Origin of the sequence: Paracidobacterium acidisoli, from assembly GCF_003428625.2 — a bacterium.
Classification (GTDB): domain Bacteria; phylum Acidobacteriota; class Terriglobia; order Terriglobales; family Acidobacteriaceae; genus Paracidobacterium; species Paracidobacterium acidisoli.
Map to the genome: position 1 here is coordinate 358,079 of NZ_QVQT02000005.1, position 20,733 is coordinate 378,811.

The window sequence follows — 20,733 nt, forward strand, 5'->3', positions numbered from 1 at the left end:
ACGCAACGCCCCCTCCTTTAAGTAGCTGATTACAGGAAAGATGTAGGAGCGTTACAGCGCCTCTCTAACCTTGTTCGCCGTTCAAACCGCAAATTATGGTGTTTTGCGGTTGTGAAATTCCGAAAGCGGTCGGCGCGCAGACAGGCGCTCTCTCTCAGCTCACCGGGTATTCCCGCCAGCCGCAATCCGTACCAGCAATGCGCTGTATTCCGTTCGTCTGTGCAGCTCATTGCCTGTTTTTTGCGGACATTACAAAGTGCAAGAGAAATTGCACAATACGCAACAAATTGGGTCGAGCCGGAATAAACTCCGGCAGCCCAGGAGGCCAATTATGGTTCGAAAAATTGCCACACTCCTTCGTGAAGCGCACACAGGCTTTGTCATCCTCTGTCTGCTCCTTACGGCTCCCTTTGTCCAGGCGCAGATACGCTCAGGAACGATCACCGGATCGGTCACCGACCCCAGCGGGGCGATCGTCGTTGATGCCGGCGTCACCGTAACCGACACGGGCACGAACGCCACCTACACCACCAAAACCACCTCTTCCGGCTCGTATACGGTTCCATACCTCGAGACGGGCACCTATTCGGTGTCCATCACCCATTCGGGCTTCGTCACGTTTTCAGAGACCGGCCTGCAGCTGAACCCTTCACAGACGGCTCGCGTCGATGCCGTCCTCCAGATTGGAGCCGCCTCCACGAAAGTTGAGGTCCACGCTCTCGCCGAACAGCTCCAGACCGACAGCAGCACCGTCTCCGCCGGAGTCGATTCTCTGGTCATTGACTCCATCCCGAACGTCACTGAGAACCCGCTCTACTACGCCACGCTGCAGAACGGCGTGCAGCCCCGTAATGAAGCTTCGACCAGCCAGACGCTGAACTCCTTCGGCATCGGTGTCGCCGGCCGCGCCCAGTTTTCCGCCATCGGCGTGAACGGTGGCCGTGCTTTTGAAAACGACATTCAGCTCGACGGTCTTCCCATCATGGGCGACGGCTTCAACGAAGCGTCGATCATCCCCAACGAAGAAGGCATTCAGGAAGTTCGCGTCATCAGCAACGACTTCGATGCACAGTACGGACGCGGCCAGGCCGTCATGTCCATCACCACCAAATCCGGTACGAATGAGTTTCACGGTCAGGCCTCGTACATGATCCGCAACGAAGCCCTGAATGCCAATACCTGGGGGAACAACGATCAGAACATCTCCAGGAAGGCCTTCAAGGTGAACGATTTCGGCGGAGCGGTCACCGGCCCTATTAAGAGGAACTCCATCTTCTTCTCTTCCAGCTACCACCTGCTGCGCTTCAACCAGGGGCAGACCTATCTTGAGACCGTTCCCACCGCGCTCGAACGGGTCGGCAACTTCAGCAATACATTTCAGCAGGACGCCAACGGCGCGGCCCAGCCTGCGCAGATCTTTAATCCCTTCTCCGTCACGCAGCTCGGTCCGGATCTCTATCAGCGTGCGCCATTTCCCAACGCCATCATCCCCAATCCCAATCCTGAAGCGGTCTACATGTACAGCTTCTATCCCACGCCCAACCGCACACCGGACGACGTATACAACACCAATAACTTCACCTCGACCGTTGTAAATACTGTGCGTCGCCAGACACTCAACAATCGCATCGATTACAAGCGCGGCATTCACTCCATCTACGGCAGCGGCGGATTTGACTTCGGCACCATTCTTCAGCCGAACGCCTTTGGCACAGCCGGCTTTAACAATGACCCGGCTACGACGAAAGATCGCAATCCCTATGCGCAGATCGGTGACACCATCGTTCTGAGCCCCACTCTCTTCGTCGACGTTCGTTACGGCGCAACCCGGACAGACACCATCAACTTTGCCGGCAACCACTCCGGATTCACGCAGTACGATAAGTTCGGTATCCCCTCTGCAACGCAGTCTCTCTTTGCGGAGCCCGGCGCCGCGCCTGTCGTCAATCCCAATGGCTTCGGCGGCTCGACCGGCGGCAGCAACTGGGCGGCGCTTTCAGGCGGCCAGTTTGCCAATAAGCAGGAACATCAGATCAGCCACGCCATCAACGGCAGCGTCACCAAGGTGCACGGCAACTGGACCTTCAAGGAAGGCGCCGAATACCGCGTCATCCTGGCAAACTACACGGATTTCGAAGAGGGCTCGGCCAATATCGGCGGATGCTGCGCTGGCGATCCTGGCGGCAACTACACATTCGAATATGCAACCGCAGAGGGCAAAGTTGCGCCTGGAAATACCTCTCCTCTGGAGAGTGGTATGAGCGGCGCGACCATGCTGGTGGGTGAGGGTGTCTGGTTTGTCCGTCCCGGTGCCAACCTCAAACCGGCTTATGCCGCCAAATACTTTGGTATCTATTCGCAGAATGACTGGCAGGTCCGCCCCGGCCTCACGCTCAATCTCGGATTGCGCTGGGACGTCCAGCCCGGTGTCACCGAGCGCTACAACCGCATGAGCGGCATCGACTTCACGAAGAAGAACGCATTCGGCACTATGGGTGCGATCGATTTTCCGGGAACCATGGGCTACAGCCGTAATCTCTGGGATACCGAATATCATGACTTCCAGCCGCGTCTCGGCGCAGCCTGGCAGGTCCGTCCCGGCACCGTCGTGCGCGCCGGCTTTGGCATCACCTATCTGCCCAGTAACACCGGATACTTCTCCAGTCCGAACGATTACGGCGAAGCTCCGTTTGCTCCCGGCAATCAGGCGCTGCCTTACGGCTCCAACCCGCATGGAGTTCCGGTAACGCAGTTTACCGATCCTTCTCCTCTTGTCGTGGCCACCGGGTCGAACGCCTCCGCTCCTCAGATCTACGGAACGGGCGAGGCCCTCTTTGACCGGCACCTGAAAAACCAGATCGCCAAACAGGGCAATGTCTTCATCGAGCAGGCCTTCGGCGGACGCTCGCAGTGGCTGTTTTCGCTCGGCTGGAGCGGCTCCTGGTCCGATCACCTCACCACCCGCAATCTCCCCTTTGAAGACCTTCAGAGCCTTCCCGCGGCCACGCTCGCCGGGTGGAAGAACCAGTACATCGCCAGCAACGGCGCCACCGATCCGTCCTCTGTGCAGGTAGCCAACCCCTATCAGCCGGCAACGGGTCCACTCACTCCCTTTCAGGGCAGTCTGGCCGCCAGAACCATTGAGCAGTTCATTCCGCTGCTGCCTTATCCGCATCTTTACGGCGCGGGTCTCAACGGATCGACGGGATTTGCCCGCTACAACTCGCTGCAGGTTCGCCTCAACCACGCCTTCTCCTCCGGGCTCCACCTCGATCTCAACTACACCTGGGGCAAGGAACTCGACTTCACCACCACCGGCATTGAAGACGGTCAGGGCGTGAACTACGGTGGCAACACCGGCACTCCCGATCTGGTCGATAACCGGCTCAACCAGAACTATGGACTGGCCGATCTCCCGCATCGCTTCGTTGCCACCCTCGTCTATGAGTCGCCCTTCGGCTCGAAGGGTCATTTCACCCTCAGCAATGCAGTCGCGCGCCAGGTGCTCGGTGACTGGAGCCTCGGCTCCGTCGTCACCGCGCAGGATGGAATGCCCTTCGTGATCAGCATGTCGAATGCTGGTTCCATCACCTCGCGCGTCGATCGCGTCCCTGGCCAGCCCCTGCAGGTTCCAAAGGGCCTGCAGCACTGGTACAACGGATCGACCACGGTCACGCTGCCCTGCGGCAAGACGGTCACGCCGCAGAAATACACTTTCCTCAAATACAACGCCTGCGCCTTTACCGGAGAAACGCTGACCACTCCGGACGGAAGCATCCATCCCAATCTTTACTGGAACGGTGATGCCGCTCAGACCAGCGGCGGTCTTCGTGGCCCCGGACGCTTCAACGTTGACTTCAGCCTCAGAAGAAGCTTTCCGGTCACCGAGCGCATCAGCCTGCAGGTTTCGGCGGAAGCCTCCAACCTGCTCAACCATGCGGAATTCAACGGAAGCTACACCGGAAGCCTCGGAAGCCCGAACCTGGTCAACAATCCCGGTGGGGGTCTCATTCCGGGCCTCGGCACCAGCAGTACCTATGGAACGCTCGGTGTCACAACCTTTGATCCGCGTCAGATTACGATGCACGCCAGAGTCGTCTTCTGATCGTCGCGTAATCCATCGCACATAACAGCAACCTCGAGGCTGAGACGCGCCGTACAAGGCGATCTCAGCCTCGCAGTCATCTCCGGACAAAAAATCGCACAATACACCCAGGCGGCGATGAGCAGAGCCACGCGTGGCTTTCACGAAAGGATCGGGCAGTATCGATGAGGAATGTGTTTAGACGTGTGGCAGTCGCAGCCGCCGGAGGAGCGCTGGCTGCTGCGATGGCGGGTTATTTCAGCTTTGGCCGTGTATCCGCCGCCGAATCCCACGATCACAAAACATGGACGGAATATGAGGGCAGTCTCGACTCCTCTCAGTATTCCGCGCTGAAGCAGATCGACAAATCGAATGTCACACATCTGCAGCAGGCCTGGTTCTACCCCGCCGGCAATAACGGTCTTCTCTTTGGATTCAATCCCGTCGTCGTCGGCAACACCATGTACGTGATCGGGAAGAACAACGCGATCGTCGCTCTCGACGCCGCAACCGGAAAAGAAATATGGGTCCACGACAACGACAATCCGCGATTCATCACCCATCGCGGCATCAGCTACTGGCAAAGTAAGGACGGCTCCGACCGCCGCCTCTTCTTCGGAACCGGCTATCTGCTGCACGCCATCGACGCGTCAACCGGAAAGGCCATCGACTCCTTCGGCGATCATGGCAGCGTCGATCTTCGTGTGGGCCTCGGACGCGATCCCAACTCCATCCACCAGATTCAGTCCGGAACCCCCGGACGCGTCTTTGAAAATCTGATCATCATGGGCTCTGCCACCGGAGAAGAGTACGGATCGCCTCCCGGCGATCTTCGCGCCTACGACGTGCGCACCGGCAAGCTGGTCTGGACCTTTCACACCGTTCCTCATCCCGGAGAATTCGGCTATGGCACCTGGCCCAAAGACGCCTGGAAGTACATCGGTGGAACCAATACCTGGGCCGGCATCACCATCGACGAAAAGCGCGGCATCGCCTACTTTCCACTGGGCTCGCCCACGTATGACTTTTACGGAGCCGACCGCGCTGGAGCCGATCTCTTCTCCGACTGCCTCCTTGCTCTCGACGCGCGCGCCGGAAAATATCTCTGGCACTTCCAGGCCGTGCATCACGACCTGTGGGACTATGACTTCGCCAGCTCGCCCAAGCTGCTGACCATTCGCCACAACGGAAAGAAAGTCGATGTCGTGGCGCAGGCCGGCAAGAATGGCTTCCTCTATGTGCTCGATCGCGTCACCGGCAAGCCGATCTGGCCCATCGTCGAGCGCCCCGTTCCTCCTTCTGATGTTCCCGGAGAACATGCCTCGCCCACGCAGCCCTTTCCCACCGCACCGCCGCCCTTTGCGCGGCAATCGTTCACTCCGAACGACATCGATCCGTATATTGCGGACCCCGCCGAGCGCGAGAAGATTCGCAAAGAGGTTGCAGACGCACGAAATCTTGGCCTGTTTACGCCGCCTGGCCTCACCAATACCATCGAGATGCCCGGCAACGGCGGTGGCGCCAACTGGGGCGCCAGCGCCGCAGACCCCGCTGCAGGATTTGTCTACATTCAGTCGAAGAACGCGCCATCCATGCTCAAACTCGAGCCCAAAGCGCCGCGCCGTCCGCTCTCCGGATCGCCCGCAATCCAGGGCCGCATCCTCTATCTGCAGAACTGCCGTATGTGCCACATGTCCGAGCTTCAGGGCCAGCCGCCGAGCATCCCCTCTCTGATAAACATCGTGCCCCGCATCGGTGTCGACCGCATCCGAAGCGCCGTCACCAACGGACTGTCACCCATGCCTGCATTCACCGACCTCACCCCCGGAGACGTTGATTCCCTGATCACCTACCTCACCGATCCCTCCAGCGCTCAGGTGCCTCCCGGCGTTCTCGCGCGCCTCAAATCGCCGCCGCAGTCGGAAGGTGGAGCGCCCGTACGCTACTGGACCGGCTACGGCTACATGGACTCAACCGACGGCCTGCCCGCCGTCCGCCCGCCGTGGTCCACCCTCACCGCCTATGACCTCAACAAGGGCACCATCGCATGGCAGGTGCCTCTGGGAGAGGTCTCCAGACTCGCCGCAAAGGGAATCACCGACACCGGCAGTTACTGGCCGCGCGGAGGTGTAGCTGTCACCGCCGGTGGTCTCATCTTCGCCGGCACCAAGTCCGACTCCATGATTCGCGCCTACGACAAAGACACTGGAAAGGTCCTTTGGGAAAAGGAAATGCCCGCAGCGCCCGAAGGAATCCCCGCTGTCTATGAAGTCGATGGCCGTGAATATCTGGTGGTCTGCGCAAGACCGGGCGCCGTGCTGGCAGGATCGGACGCCGGCTCTCGCCAGAACAGTGAGCAGGCCCCCGGGCCGGATGCCGGAGCATCGGCAAACTCCTCCGGCAAGGCGGAAGTACAGGGCTACTATGTCTTCGCTCTGCCTTCAGGCGATCAGAGCAGCAGCCACTGACGCATTCAATCCGATGCACCGCTGAGGGCCTGCCTGAAAAGCAGGCCCTTTTTACTTCATGCCCGCCAGAACCCCGCGCATATACGCGTAGCTCTTGGTCACGCCCGGCATGGGATCGTCGCCATGCACCTCGTATTCGAGGTCGACATATCCCGGATAACGAATCTCCTGCAGCGCCTCGAAGATTTCGCGCACCGGCATCTTTCCGTCTCCCACTGCCACCTGGCTGTCCTTTTCATGAAAGTCGGTAAGGTCTTTCATGTGCATATTGAACAGCCGTGGTCCTGCTGCGTGAATGGCCTGCACCACATCTGTCCCTGCGCGAACCGTATGGCCCACGTCGATGCAGCAGCCCATCCGCGCATCCATATGACCCACCGCCTTCAGCACATCGAGCGGAGAATGCCATATCTTATCCTCCGGGCCATGATTATGAATCGCAAGCCGGATGTCATACTCCTTCACAAACTTCTCAATGCGCGGCAGCACATTTGGCGCCGGATCGCCCGCGACAATCACCGGTATGCCGGCCCGTTTGCAGTACTCGAACTTGCTCCGAATATCGTCGTCATCATCTTTACTGAAGTAGATGGCCCCGGCAGCATGCAGCTTAATACCCGCAGCGGCGTAGTCAGCCAGCGCCTGGCTCTCTCCCTGCGGGTCCATCGGAAGATGATCTTTGGCATCCTTCGCATTCAGATCGCTGATGCTGAGCTCTTTCATAAAGCCGATCATCTGCGCCCGGCTGAAGTTGCGGAACGTATAGCTGGCCAGCCCCAGACGAATCGGCTCCTTCGCTCCCTTTGCCGAAGTCGCCCGAAAAGCGGATGACGACAACGGTACCGCCGTTAGGGCCGCTGCCGCCGCTCCGGTCCGAAGAAAGCCGCGCCGCGAAAATGTGTCCTTCATCATGACAAATCGCTCCTGCTTTTCAGGATATGGATCACGCCGCCTAAATATGCGGTGCCCAGCCCTTCTCGTACTCTCGTCCCCACATCTTCATCGCTTCCGCATCCTCCAGGATGCGCCCATCCTGAGGATTCAGCTTCAGCTCCCGATGGACCTCCCACGCAATATTGGAGAGCTGCAGCATCGTCACCGCAACATTGCCTACCTCAATCGGAGCATGCAGCTTCTCGCCCGTGCGGATTCCGGCGATAAAGTTGGCAAAGTGCGCATCGGTCATGGAATCGCGCCCGACCAGATCGGCGGATGAGGTCGCCTTGCCGGTTCGGTACTCGCTGGTCTTCTTTCCGCCCAGATCGTAGACCTCGTAACCGTCGCGATCCACCAGCACCGTACCGGTCGTCCCCATAATCGTCGAGCCGCGATCGCGATTGTAGAGCTTCATCCCCTGGCAGCTTTTACCCTCCCAGGAAAGCATCTTGTCGTCGTACTCGAAGTTCGTCACCAGCGTGTCATAGAACTGCCAGTCGTCTTTGAACTGGTACCGGCCGCCCGACGAGCTCACCCGGTTCGGATAATCGACGCCGAGCGCCCACCGGCACACATCGACCTCGTGCGTCCCGTTGTTCAGCGCCTCACCCGTGCCCCAGATGCGGAACCAGTGCCAGTTATACGGCTGCACGTTGTCTTTGTAAGGCCGCCGTGGTGCAGGCCCCTGCCAGAGGTCCCAGTCCAGAGTCGCCGGCACCGGCGCCGGCTTACCCGTCCCGATCGACTTTCTCGTATTGCTGTACCAGCATTTGGCGTAATACGCCCGGCCAATCAGCCCGTCGTGAATCTTATTTACGATCTCGATCGTGTGCGCCGACGAGCGCTGCTGCGTGCCCATCTGCACCAGCTTGTTGTACTTCTTCTGCGCTTCGATCAGCAGCGCGCCCTCTGCCGGATTATGGCTGCACGGCTTTTCCACGTACACATGCTTGCCCGCCTGCAGTCCCGCAATGGCCATCGGCGTGTGCCAGTGGTCCGGCGTGGCAATCGTGATCGCGTCCACATCTTTGCTCGCCAGCACCTTCCGGAAATCCTTCTCCGTCGCTGCCGAATAACCCATTTCCTTTTGCACGCCGCCGGCAAATTTTTCCAGAATGTTGCTTTCCACATCGCAGACATGCGTAATGCGGACCGCGTCGCTGTTGGCCTTCAGGGAGGACAAATGTGCATAGGCCCGGCCGTTCAGCCCGATCACCGCGAAGTGAAGGCGCTCATTCGCTCCCGGAATCTGTGCATAACTTTTGGCCGTCGCGTTTATAGCAAGCCCTGCGGCGCCCACGGCAAGTGTGTCCAGAAATTCGCGTCGAGTAACCACTTTTCTCTCCGTCGTCTGTTCTTTTGTATGGAAATGGCCCATCCGGCGCTGCCGGAAACTCAGCAGCCCAGACCGTCGCTTTCGAGGTCCTGCTTCAGCCCCTTAATGCTGATGCGCGTCGAAGCCTCCGGAGTGCCCGCGCCGCGCCAGTGCGTCTCCAGGCTGACCGCCTCTTTGTATCCCTGCTTCGCCAGCGCGCGAAACTGTCCGCGCCAGTCAATGATGCCGCCGCCTACGGGAGCCCACTCATATCCGCCTCCCGGCTTCCGCACGACATCTTTGCAGTGGCAGTGGCCGATCCGGTCTTTGGGAAGCAGCTTGTACCCGTTCGGATAAGGAGTTTCTCCGGCCGCGGCGGCATTGCCCGGATCCCAGTTCAGCATGAAGTTGCTGTTCGTCACCGCCGCCAGCGTCTCCGCGGCCTCGGCGCCCGTCGCCGTGTTGCACGACATCTCGTTTTCCAGCAGCAGAATCATGCCGTCTTTTTCGCAGCGCGCTGCCGCCTCCCGCAGCTTCTGGTTCATCGCCGCGCGATACGGCTTCTGATCATCGAGCCGCCAGAAATCGAAGCAGCGAATACGCCGCGTGCCGAAGGCCTTCGCCAGTTCTATCGAGCGCTCAAGCACTCCGTCCTGTGCCTTAAAATCCGCATCCGCGTGAAACTGATCGCGGCGCTCGCCCTTTGAGGAAAGCGGCGCGCCCGGCCAGTCCACCTTGAAGAGCGGACTGGCAATATCGGTCACGCGAAGCCTGTACTTCTCCAGAATCTTCCGGCTCTCGTCGACTTCCTTCGCGCTCAGATCGGTGATGTTCTTGTTCCACATCCCGCGCAGCTCAATCCAGCTCAGACCAAAGTCATGCGCAGCGACCGAGCAGCTGTGCTCAAAGTCCTGAGAGATTTCATCGTTGATCACGGACAGGCGAAACGGGCATGTCTGCAGTGCCGGTTCAGCGAATAAAGGCATCGCACCGTCCACAGCCGAAAATGCAGCAGCCGAGGCTGTCGCCTGAAGAAACTGCCTGCGAGAAATGCCCATGAGTTTTCAATGCTCCCGGTCGCATAATATGGCTTCCGGGAAACCATCATTCACGCAATCATCCGGAAATGCAAGGCCGGGGGCATGATAGACAGCCTCATATCTGGAGCTGCGGGCATGTTATTTATCGCTTCGGTTCTGCCCATCCTCCGGATACTGCCGACTGAAAGATCGCCTCGATAACAGCCATGTTTTTGATCGCGTCTTCCACCGGAACCGGCACTTCCGTATTGTCCAGAATGGCTCTCGAAAACGCGTCGCCCTGCACTGTGTACTGGTCGCATGTCGGAAAGGTCTCCGTCGTGATCCCCGCGCCGAAAAGATCACCTCCCAAATCGAGGAAGAGGCGCGTAGGCCGATCGATGGGCGCATTAAATGGAATTTCAATCTCGATGCGTCCTTTCGTTCCCAGAAACTGCACGCGCTGGTAAGGAACAATCTGCGTGCTGCAGGTAAAGATCGCCTGCCCATGAGGGAAGTCGAGAATCGCCGAGGTCAGCCGGTCCGTCTTCATCTGCGGATCGCGATCGATCAGAGAGACCACACGCGTCGGCTCCTGCTCAAAGGCAAAGCGCGAAGCCTGAACCAGATAGCATCCGATATCCATCATCGCGCCGCCGCCGGTTTCCATCTGATTCCGAATATTCGCCGGATCGATGTTGAAGTAGCTGAAGGCCCCCATGATCGAGCGCAGCTCGCCAATTCTTCCCTCGCGAAGCAGCTCTCGCAGCCTCACCCACTGCGGCGCCGTGCGCACCATAAAGGCTTCGCCGATCTTCACTCCCGTGCGTGCGCGGACGGCAAGCAGCGTCTCCGCTTCAGCCACCGTAAGGCTGACCGGCTTCTCGCACAGCACGTGCTTGCCGGCCTCCGCGGCTTTGATCGTCCACGGCACATGGAGCTGATTGGGAAGGGGATTGTAAATCGCATCGACATCCGGGTCGGCAAGAAGCTCCTCATACGAGCCGTATGCTGTCGCAATCCCGAGCGGCCCCGCGGCTTCTCTGGCCTTCGTCAGATCGCGCGATGCTATGGCGGTTACGCTGCTGAGCTGGCCCAGTTGCATTGCGGGAATCACCTTCTTAACGCCGATCGCGGCAGTGCTGAGAACACCCCAGCGCACTTTTTTGTTCGTAGCCATGGAAATCGAATCCATCCCTTTCAGGACGCATAAGCGTCTTCGCTGAAAAAACAAAATTATGGTCAGAAAGCCTGTTCGGTACAGAACGACGGTGCCATCGCGTGCAGCTCTCTCAGCCACCGGTACAGGCCCGGCCTTTCGCGGCAGGCTCCATCATACTCAATCATTTTGGGCAGTGCTTTTCATCATGGAAGTCACCGGCGAAAGGCGGCGCGCCCCGCCGGGAAAGCCATCTGGTTGACAGCCGTCTCAGTGCGGAGATAAAAGGACTGCCGTCATCGTACAGCCTCACTCCTTCGCCGCCGCGCTTCGCGGCAGTTATCAAAATCTGTAATCATCCGAACGCAAAGCTTAAGAGAGAGCCCATGATCAGCGATCGAAGAGCATTCCTCAAAATGGTTGCAGCCGGTTCCGTCGCCTTCGCTGAACCCTGCCGGCTCGCGGCCGCTGCCCTGCGCAATAAAGTCCGCATCACCGACGTGAAGTGCATGATCGTCCGTGGAACGTGGGACTGGAACCTCGTGAAGGTGGAAACAGACTCCGGCCTGTATGGCATCGGAGAAGCATACTGGGGTCCGGGCATAAAAGACCTCATCCTCCGCGAGCTGAAGCCTGCCATCATTGGCGAAGACCCACTCAATGTCGACAAACTCTACACCTGGATGCTGATGAGAAGCGCCGGCGCGGGCGCCATCGGCGGTCAGACCGTCTCAGCCGCCAGCGGCGTTGAGATCGCTCTGTGGGATCTGGCCGGAAAGATTCTGGGAACCCCCGTCTGCAACCTGCTTGGTGGCCGCTTTCGCGATCGTGTGCGCTTCTATCGAACGCTGCAGCTTCCGCACGGCAATATCGCCGATCCCGTCGCCTGGCGCGACCAGGTTGCAGAAGCCCGAGCGGAAAAGTGGGGCTGGACGGCATTTAAATTTCAGGGGAACGGGATTCCTCCCGCGCTTGATCCTCAGTTTAAAGAGCCCGGCCACGATCGGTTCACCCGCAATCTCACGGCAAAAGATATTCGCGAAATCGTGACCGCCATGGATACAGTTCGCGACTCTCTCGGTCCCGACATACCCTTCGCCATCGACTTTCACTGGGCCTATGACCTTCATGACGCCATCGCGCTGGGCAAAGCGCTCGAGCACCTGAATCTGATGTGGATGGAAGACCCTCTGCCGCCAGAGAATCCCGAGCCTATGGCGATACTTGCGCGCTCCACCTCCACGCCCATCTGCACCGGCGAAAATCTCTATGGATTTCAGGGATTCCGCCGCCTGATCGAAGCGCAGGCCTGCGCCGGCGTTCACATCGATATTCCCAAGTCCGGCGGGCTGCTCGAATCCAAACGCATCTCTGACTTTGCCGACGCTTATTACATCTTCACTGCGGCGCATAATCCCGCCAGTCCTGTGGGCACCACCGCTTCAGCGCACGCGGCAGCCGCCATGCGTGGCTTTCGCATCCATGAGCTCGCGAACTGGATCGACTGGTGGCCCGATCTCGTCATGCGCGACGGGCCTTTCTGGCAGGACGGCTATTTCACCATTCAGGACAAGCCTGGCCTCGGCATAGAAATCAATCCCGATGTCGCTAAAGCTCACCTGATGCCGGGAGAAACCTGGTGGGGTTAGAGACTTATCCTACGGGCGAAACTACGGAGTTACCGATGCTTCCGTGACTGTAGCCTGATCACACCCCGAGAAGCAGAAGGATCATGTTCAGGGTGCGGAGGGTCTCTGTTATTCGCAGAGCCCCTCCCGGATCTCACCGCGCCTCATGCTGCTATGAGAGGTGGCCCATGCTGGTTATATCTGTGACGATATGGATTTACGCCGCGTTCTTTCTGGCCTTGGCCCATCTCTTTTTCTGGGCGGCGGCAATTCTGGCTCGTGCTTCCGCGCTGAGGGTACGTTTCTTCGATGCCTTCGCGCCTTTGGGCGACGATGTTCCAGCCAGCAGATTCCGTGCTTCCCGCAGCCGGGCAATTTCCTTGTTCAGTTCAGGAATCAGATTCGCAGTATCCATACATTGCATTGTAGATCGGAACTAAGCATAGCCTCACGCATACAGAACTATTCTTCCTGCCGCACTCTGCCATAGGCGCGGTAACTGCGCATAAATTCCGCCAGTACTCGTGGTGAATCACGCAACGATATCTGCGCGAATGGGATTATGTACGAGAACAATGCAAAATGCCATGTTTTCGCTCCGGCTTACACTTTTTCTGCCTCAATCCACTTCCCGGTTCTGTCCGGATATCAATTTCAGAAATATCTCGCAGCATCAATAACGAGCGCAGGTCCGAACTGCCTCCCGCAGAAGCCGCATCCATCTGCGAAAAAGCGGAGATCCGTTCTATTAAACTGAAAGTTCTACCGACGGAAAGCCGCATGCCAGCCGAAATCATCCTTCAGCAAACCCCGGACGATGCCGCCCTCCCCGATAAGCGCGAGCAGCTGGCCGCCATCCGCACCAGGCTTGCCGAGCGCGCATCTGAGCTCGCCCAGATCCGTGCGCAGCTCAGAACCTTCGAAGGCCGCTATCTCCGCCAGGTCGGCATCCTCTATGCCGAGCTCGACGATATCGAAGCACGCATTGCCGAGCGCGAAGTCGATCTTTACGACTCCGACTCAGCTCGCAGCCGCGCCGAAGAAGCTCGCCAGCGCGCCCAGGAGACTCATGATGCCGCATTCGCCGCTGCCCGCGAGGCCGAAGAATTCGACCCGCCGCCCAGCCTCAAAACCCTTTTTCGCGACGTCGCCAGACGTATCCACCCCGACTTCGCGCGCGATGAGGCCGAGCAGAAGCACTTCACCCTGCTGATGGCTCGAGCGAATCAGGCCTACAGCCGCGGCGACATCGAAACCCTCCAGCGGCTCCTTGATGACCATCGCGAAATCAACGCCTCCATCGCCGGCGAAGGCGCTGCCGCCGAGCTTCTCCGCATCACGCGCCAGATCCGGCACGCCGAGCGCGATATCGCCGTCCTTGATGCGGAGCAGCACACGCTGCTCGCCAGCGAAATCGCCCAGCTACACCTCGACGCCGAAAGCGCCGCGCGCGAACACCGCGATCTCCTCACCGAGCTCGCCACCAGTCTCCGCGAGCAGATCGCCGACGCCCGTCGCCGCTTCGAGCTCATCGACCGCCAGATCGGCGCTCATGGAAGATAAAGCCAAAACCGGCCTGCAGCACATCGCGACCGGCGCCGCGCTGTCGCTCCATTCCACGCGCTCCGGCATCATCGCCCGTGGCCGGCGTGACGCCGCTAACGCAGCCTCTAATCCCCACTATCGTCAGGCCGTCATCGACTACAACGCGCGTAACTTCACCGCAGCTGCATCCGGCTTCCGGCTCGCTGCCGAGCAGGGCCACGCCGAATCGCAATACCTTCTCAGCACGATGTACGACGCGGGTCAGGGCCTGCCGCAGGACGAGACGCAGACCGCTCACTGGGAGCGAAAGGCAGCCGAGCAGGGTCACGCTTACGCGCAGGCCAACCTCAGCTATCGCTGTTACATCGCGAGCAACTTTTCCGAGGCTTTTGCATGGTGCCAGCGCGCCGCTTACAGTAACCTCGCCTGGGCGCAGTACAACCTGGGTCTCATGTATCGCAAAGGCGAAGGAGTCGCGCAAAACAATACCGAAGCGGCTCACTGGTATCGCCTGGCCGCCACCCGGAACTTTGCTGAAGCCCAGCAGAAGCTGGCTGACCTTTACTGTTTTGGTCAGGGCGTTCCGCGCAGCTATGCGCAGGCCGCCGCGTGGTATCGTAAAGCCGCCGATCAGGGCAACGCCGAAGCCCAGTTCCAGCTCGGTCATCTTTATGCCATCGGCCAGGGCGTCGAGCATGACTACACCCAGTCCCGCCACTGGATACGTCAGGCCGCTCTCCAGGGTCACGAACAGGCGCTCCGCGAGCTCAGGCGTCGCGAGTACCGTGACCCATAGCCCACGCCGCAACGCTCGTTAATCCTGAGCGTCTGGCTGTCGGCACTCTCAGGAATTCTCTTTCAGGATGTTGCTCTTCATTCTTATAAATAAAGCCAGACAGCGATCGCGCCATGCCTTCCGCTTATCCAGTTGTTCCATCGGCGTCCTCTGCCGCATCTGGTCATGCACGTCTGCCAGCAATACGTCTGTCCACTTTCTCGGATCGACCTGCTCTTTGGCAATCGCATAGTTCATCGGCGCAAGTTTGGCGCAGTAGTCCGCCAGGCCGCCCTGCGCATTCAGGTCGATGTTTTCAAACGGTCCGATAAAGAACCATCGCAGGCCAAGCCCTTCTGTCATAGCGGCATCAATGTCCGCGGCAGAGCAGACGCCATCTTCAACCAGACGAAAGGCTTCATTCAGGATCGCACCCTGCAGCCGGTTCACGATAAAGCCGGTGACCTCACGGTTAAGCCGTATCGGCACCTGTCCCAGCTGCCGCATCAACGCCTCAGCCGTGTCCACTATCGATGGCAGCGTCCACGGTGCGGGCACAAGTTCGACCAGCGGAATCAGATGCGGCGGATTCAACGGATGCACTACCATGCACCGTTCCCGGTTAGGAACATCTTCCGTGAACGACGATGGAGGCAAACCCGAGGTAGAACTGCCGATCATGGCATCCGGCTTAATCAGTGGCGCCATCTCTTTATAAAGAGCCTGCTTGATGGGCAGGCGCTCCGGCGAGCTCTCCTGTACATAATCCGCATCATGCACCGCCTCTTCCAGACTGCCCGCCGTCTTCAGCCGCGCGGCAATATCTTCCGGCTTCTGGCCTCGCAGCAGGTCCATCTCGGCCAGCGCTGCCGAGGACTTTTTCACAAACTGCAGCGCAATGTCGATCGATGCAGGCGACGGATCATACAGCGTCACAGAAAAGCCTGCGCGGGCAAACACCAGGCTCCACGACCCGCCAACCAGTCCACAGCCAACCAGAGCAATCTTTTTCACAGTTCACCTTTCAATTATTGAAGAGGAACAAAATCACATCTCATGTGCGCTGCGATCTTCCATAAAGTGCAGCGCCACGATGGAGACGATGCCGCCAAATACCAGATACGCCGCAATGGCATAACCGCTGCCGAACGTAGCCAGCAGATACGAAGCAATCAGCGGAGCGGGGCCGCCTGCCACTATGGATGAAAGCTGATACCCCACTCCTGCGCCCGTGTACCGCACCCCCACAGGAAACTGCTCCGAGATGAGCGAGCTTTCCACGCCGTACTGCATCGCATGCGACAGCAGCGAGAAAGAAATAGCAAGGAAGATAAGTGTCCTGTTGCCGGAGTTCAGAAGCCGGAAGTAAGGAAATGCCATGGCGATCAGAACAGCACACCCGGCATAGTACATCCTGCGCCGCCCAACATGGTCGCTCAGTATGGAAAACACCGGCAGAAGAACCAGATCCACCACGGCAGCCGCAAGTGTCGCCATCAATACGAACGTGCGGGTAAGATGCGCGGTCTCCGTGGCATAGTCCAGAATGTAAGCCGTAAAGATGTAGTACGGCATATTTTCTGACATGCGCAAAAGCGCCACCAGCACCGTCTCACGCAGATAGTGCGTCATCACAAAGCGAAACGGATGCGTCTCTATCTCGCCCGACCGTACTTTCCTTGCAAACGACGGCGTCTCTTCCACTGAGAATCGAACAACCAGCCCAATCACGATCAGGAAGCCGGAGAGCAGAAAGGGGATGCGCCATCCCCATCTGAGAAAGTTACTGCCGGTCGAGTAGCTGGACAGCATAACAGCGAGGATCGACAGAATCAGTCCCACGGAAGTGCCGAGCTGCGACCACAAGCCCGCGGCGCCCCGCTTTTTCTGGTCGCCCCACTCCAGCGCCATCAGTGCAGAGCCGCTCCACTCGCCGCCTACCGCAAAGCCCTGTACCAGACGAAACGCCACCAGCAGAACCGGCGCCCATATTCCGATGCGGGCGTAGGTCGGCAACACGCCTACCAGAAACGTTGCAATGCCGGTCATCACCAGCGTGACGACCATCGTCGTTTTGCGCCCCAGCCGGTCGCCAAAGTGTCCAAACACCACAGCCCCGATCGGCCTTACCGCAAACGCCACGGCAAACGACGCGAACGACAGCATCGTAGAGACGAAGCGATTGTGAACAGGGAAGAAGAGCTGCGGAAAAACCAGCGCTGCGGTTGCGCCGTAAATGTAGTACTCGTACCACTCAATGGTGGTTCCAATCAGGCTGGCGGCGGCAGCTCTGCGCCGCTCGCGCGTTACATTTCGTTCAGTTACATCCACGCACACCCCCGGCAGCTGAAGTCCATCTTAGCTGCTGACAGCGGCCGTGCAGGTGTTATGGCCTGCAGATAGACAGGCCTCAGCCTTCGACGGTCAAAAGGGTCTCTTCAGTCAGGAGCCCTTCTTCAGCCCCGAAGTCGAACGGCTCGCAGTAACCATTTTCAGGCGGCGAGCCGCACCCGATGGATCACGTCTTTGTACTCCATTCGAGATCGCCGACAGAAAATCCTGCTGAACGCGGTTAAAGCTGCGCCCACGCAGAACGGCGGCGACGATGGTGCGAATCGCGCGAGTATCGCTGAGGCGCACAAAGCCGCAGCCGGCATTCCGATCTATAGCCATTTCCGGAACAATCGAGATGCCGACGCCGGCGGCAACCATGCCAAGAACACTGCTGAACTGGTCACTTTCGAAGGCAATGTTCGGCGTGATGCGGGCTCGGGTGCAGGTTGCGAGGCTCAGGTCGCGGAAACAGTGGCCGTCGCGCAACATAACAAAGGGTTCTCCGCGGAGATTTCTGAGGGCAAGTGATTCTGCGGCGCAGCCTGGATGGTCTTTCGGCAGTGCGGCGAAAAGCGGCTCAGTTCGGACCGGAAACAGCTCCAGGTCCTTGTGGCGTAGAGGCAGGGCAAGAATCGCGAGATCGATCGACAGGTCCCGCAGGCTTTCGATGAGAATGGGAGTCGTTTCTTCGACGATTCGCAGCTTCGCCTCGGGATATCTCTTTGAGAAGGCCGCCGTACAGCGCGGCATCAGATAGGGCGCAATGGTTGGAATAACACCTGCGGCTACGCTGCCGCGAGCGTCCGCGTTTCTGTCGGACACGCTCGATCGTGCCGCTTCCATTCGCTCCAGAATCGAGCGGGCATGGGGCAGAAAGGCGCGGCCGGCCTCGGTAATGCGGATGCTGCGTCCCAGCCGGTCGAAGAGCTTTACTCCAAGATCTTCCTCGAGCTTTAGTACCTGCTGGGAGAGTGAGGGCTGAGCGATCCGGCAGCGCTCGGCAGCGCGGCTGAAGCTGCCCGTCTCCGCGACGGCGCAGACATATCGTAACTGGTGAAACTCCATAGGTAATACCTATACCTGAGATGCGATGTACATATTGGAACTATCCATCATCATAATGCTACATTCAGTTCGTTGAGATCGATCCTTTGGGTTTCACGCGAACCCCATCAGCTGAACCAAGCCAACCAGAAGGAGAAACACACATGGCAACCGAAGCAAAATGCCCGTTCCATCACAGCAGCGGCGAGGCCAGAACAAACAGTGACTGGTGGCCGAACCAGTTGAACCTGAACCTGCTGCACCAGCATTCATCGAAGTCCGATCCCATGGGCGAAGGTTTCAACTACGCCGAGGAGTTCAAAAGCCTTGACTACGAAGCGCTGAAGAAGGATCTCACCGCGCTGATGACAAATTCACAGGACTGGTGGCCGGCGGATTTCGGCCATTACGGTCCGTTGTTTATTCGCATGGCATGGCACAGCGCAGGCACTTATCGCATTGGCGATGGCCGAGGCGGCGGCGGCAGGGGCCAGCAGCGTTTTGCTCCCCTCAACAGCTGGCCCGATAACGTCAACCTCGACCGCGCGCGGCGTCTTCTGTGGCCGCTCAAACAGAAGTATGGAAAGAAAATCTCGTGGGCCGATCTGATGATCCTTGCCGGAAATGTTGCTCTGGAATCCATGGGCTTCAAAACCTTCGGCTTCGCCGGCGGACGCGCGGACGTCTGGGAGCCGGATATGGATGTCAACTGGGGGCTTGAGGCAACCTGGATGGGAACGGACAAGCGTTATTCCGGGGAACGCGATCTCGCAAATCCATTCGGCGCTACAACCATGGGTCTGATTTATGTCAATCCGGAGGGCCCGGAAGGCATTCCTGATCCGGTCGCCGCCGCCAGAGATATCCGCGAGACCTTCGGCCGCATGGCGATGAACGATGAAGAGACTGTCGCGTTGATCGCGGGCGGTCACACCTTCGGCAAGACGCACGGAGCCGGTCCTGGAGCGCATTTGGGACGAGAGCCCGAAGGTTCTCCGATCGAGGAGCAGGGCCTGGGCTGGTCGAGCGCTTACGCCACCGGCATCGCGGGTGACGCCATCACCAGCGGCCTCGAAGTAACGTGGACCAGCACGCCGACAAAATGGAGCAACAACTTCTTCTGGAACCTCTTCGGCTATGAATGGGAGCTGACGAAGAGTCCGGGTGGCGCGCACCAGTGGAAACCGAAGGGTGACGCGGGCGCAGGCACGGTGCCGGACGCTCATGATCCGTCAAAGCGGAAAGCGCCGGCCATGCTGACCACCGATATCGCTCTGCGCCTCGATCCGGCGTACGAGAAGATCTCGAGACGTTTCTTCGAAAATCCGGATGCGTTTGCGGATGCTTTTGCTCGCGCATGGTTCAAGCTGACGCACCGTGACATGGGCCCTCGGGCACGCTATCTCGGCCCTGAGGTTCCGAAGGAAGAGCTCATCTGGCAGGACCCGATTCCTGAAGTCAATCATGTACTCATCGACGAACAGGATGTTGAGTCCCTCAAAAAGAAGATCCTCGCTTCCGGGCTAACGGTCTCGCAGCTGGTCTCCACCGCATGGGCATCGGCGTCCACCTATCGTGGTTCCGACAAGCGTGGCGGCGCCAACGGCGCGCGCATCCGCCTTGCTCCGCAGAAAGACTGGAAGGTCAATCAGCCTGAACAGCTGGAGAAGGTGCTGAAGACGCTTGAGAAGATTCAGAGCGACTTCAACCAATCGCAGTCCGGCGGCAGGAAGATCTCGCTTGCGGATCTGATCGTTCTGGCCGGTGGCGCAGGTGTCGAACAGGCCGCGAGGAATGCGGGTATCAGCATAACCGTTCCCTTCACTCCTGGTCGTATGGATGCTTCCGCCGAGCAGACCGATGTGGAATCCTTCGCGGTGCTTGAACCGGCCGCAGACGGGTTCCGCTCTTACACAAACGGCAGCCATGCGCCTGCTGAGATCACGCTGCTGGATAAGGCACAGTTGCTCACGCTCACCGCGCCGGAGCTGACCGTGCTCGTTGGCGGCATGCGTGTGCTCAACACCAACGTCGGGCAAACCGGATATGGCATGTTCACCAAACGGCCCGAGGCACTGACCAACGACTTTTTCATCAGCCTGCTCGACATGGGCACGGTCTGGAAGGCGGCTTCAGAGTCTCAGGACGTGTTCGAAGGGCGAGATCGCGGCACAGGGGAAGTGAAGTGGGCGGCGACGCGTGCTGATCTTATCTTCGGCTCCAATGCCCAGCTCCGGGCACTGTCTGAGGTCTACGGAAGTTCGGACGCACACGGAAAGTTTGTTCATGATTTCGTCGCGGTCTGGAACAAGGTGATGAACCTCGATCGTTTCGATCTGGCGGAATCCCACCAGTAAACTCCACAGTCTTCAGTGCTCGACTTCGACCTGTTGCCGAATAATCCCGGACCGGGTCGAAGTTCGAGC

General features: G+C 59.0%; 13 protein-coding genes. 6 read left to right on the plus strand and 7 right to left on the minus strand.

What is annotated here, in order from left to right; all coding sequences use genetic code 11:
* Window positions 1-331 precede the first annotated feature (331 nt).
* Window positions 332-4,105 (plus strand): TonB-dependent receptor, encoded by a 3,774-nt coding sequence (locus D0Y96_RS15395; protein ID WP_117301627.1) that lies wholly within the window; start codon window positions 332-334, stop codon window positions 4,103-4,105.
* A 185-nt stretch (window positions 4,106-4,290) separates the two neighbouring features.
* Window positions 4,291-6,552: an outer membrane protein assembly factor BamB family protein gene (locus D0Y96_RS15400; protein WP_158562427.1), complete on the plus strand. Its 2,262-nt coding sequence runs from the start codon at window positions 4,291-4,293 to the stop codon at window positions 6,550-6,552.
* 51 nt (window positions 6,553-6,603) lie between these two features.
* On the opposite strand, the gene D0Y96_RS15405 is transcribed toward D0Y96_RS15400, so the two are convergent.
* From D0Y96_RS15405 to D0Y96_RS15420, 4 genes are all read right to left on the minus strand, one after another.
* Window positions 6,604-7,464 carry a sugar phosphate isomerase/epimerase family protein gene (locus D0Y96_RS15405; RefSeq protein WP_350449092.1) on the minus strand — a complete coding sequence of 287 codons (861 nt, stop codon included), beginning with the start codon at window positions 7,462-7,464 and terminating at the stop codon, window positions 6,604-6,606.
* Between the two features lie 40 nt (window positions 7,465-7,504).
* Window positions 7,505-8,824 (minus strand): Gfo/Idh/MocA family protein, encoded by a 1,320-nt coding sequence (locus D0Y96_RS15410; RefSeq protein WP_117301939.1) that lies wholly within the window; start codon window positions 8,822-8,824, stop codon window positions 7,505-7,507.
* Between the two features lie 59 nt (window positions 8,825-8,883).
* Complete coding sequence (locus D0Y96_RS15415; RefSeq protein WP_252263826.1) at window positions 8,884-9,789, minus strand: sugar phosphate isomerase/epimerase family protein; 906 nt, start codon at window positions 9,787-9,789, stop codon at window positions 8,884-8,886.
* Between the two features lie 196 nt (window positions 9,790-9,985).
* Window positions 9,986-11,002 (minus strand): Gfo/Idh/MocA family protein, encoded by a 1,017-nt coding sequence (locus D0Y96_RS15420; protein WP_117301941.1) that lies wholly within the window; start codon window positions 11,000-11,002, stop codon window positions 9,986-9,988.
* A 365-nt stretch (window positions 11,003-11,367) separates the two neighbouring features.
* Here D0Y96_RS15420 and D0Y96_RS15425 point away from each other — a divergent pair, with 365 nt between their 5' ends.
* The 3 genes from D0Y96_RS15425 (at window position 11,368) to D0Y96_RS15435 (ending at window position 14,950) form a co-directional block, all read left to right on the plus strand.
* The gene (locus tag D0Y96_RS15425) at window positions 11,368-12,630 is read left to right on the plus strand and encodes a mandelate racemase/muconate lactonizing enzyme family protein (RefSeq protein WP_117301943.1); all 1,263 of its coding nucleotides are present in this window, start codon (window positions 11,368-11,370) and stop codon (window positions 12,628-12,630) included.
* A 759-nt stretch (window positions 12,631-13,389) separates the two neighbouring features.
* Window positions 13,390-14,172, plus strand: coding sequence for a coiled-coil domain-containing protein (locus D0Y96_RS15430; RefSeq protein ID WP_117301635.1), 783 nt, complete (start codon window positions 13,390-13,392; stop codon window positions 14,170-14,172).
* Window positions 14,162-14,950: a tetratricopeptide repeat protein gene (locus D0Y96_RS15435; protein ID WP_117301637.1), complete on the plus strand. Its 789-nt coding sequence runs from the start codon at window positions 14,162-14,164 to the stop codon at window positions 14,948-14,950. The genes D0Y96_RS15430 and D0Y96_RS15435 overlap by 11 nt, the downstream gene beginning before the upstream one ends.
* A 48-nt stretch (window positions 14,951-14,998) precedes the next feature.
* On the opposite strand, the gene D0Y96_RS15440 is transcribed toward D0Y96_RS15435, so the two are convergent.
* From D0Y96_RS15440 to D0Y96_RS15450, 3 genes are all read right to left on the minus strand, one after another.
* Window positions 14,999-15,943: a 3-hydroxyacyl-CoA dehydrogenase gene (locus D0Y96_RS15440; protein WP_117301640.1), complete on the minus strand. Its 945-nt coding sequence runs from the start codon at window positions 15,941-15,943 to the stop codon at window positions 14,999-15,001.
* Between the two features lie 33 nt (window positions 15,944-15,976).
* Window positions 15,977-17,260, minus strand: a complete 1,284-nt coding sequence (locus D0Y96_RS15445; RefSeq protein ID WP_199480370.1) for an MFS transporter — start codon at window positions 17,258-17,260, stop codon at window positions 15,977-15,979.
* 111 nt (window positions 17,261-17,371) lie between these two features.
* Window positions 17,372-18,328 (minus strand): LysR family transcriptional regulator, encoded by a 957-nt coding sequence (locus tag D0Y96_RS15450; RefSeq protein WP_117301646.1) that lies wholly within the window; start codon window positions 18,326-18,328, stop codon window positions 17,372-17,374.
* 143 nt (window positions 18,329-18,471) lie between these two features.
* Between D0Y96_RS15450 and katG the strand changes: the two genes are divergently transcribed.
* Entirely contained in the window at window positions 18,472-20,664 is a 2,193-nt protein-coding gene (gene katG / locus D0Y96_RS15455; protein WP_117301648.1) for a catalase/peroxidase HPI, read from the plus strand.
* Window positions 20,665-20,733 lie beyond the last annotated feature (69 nt).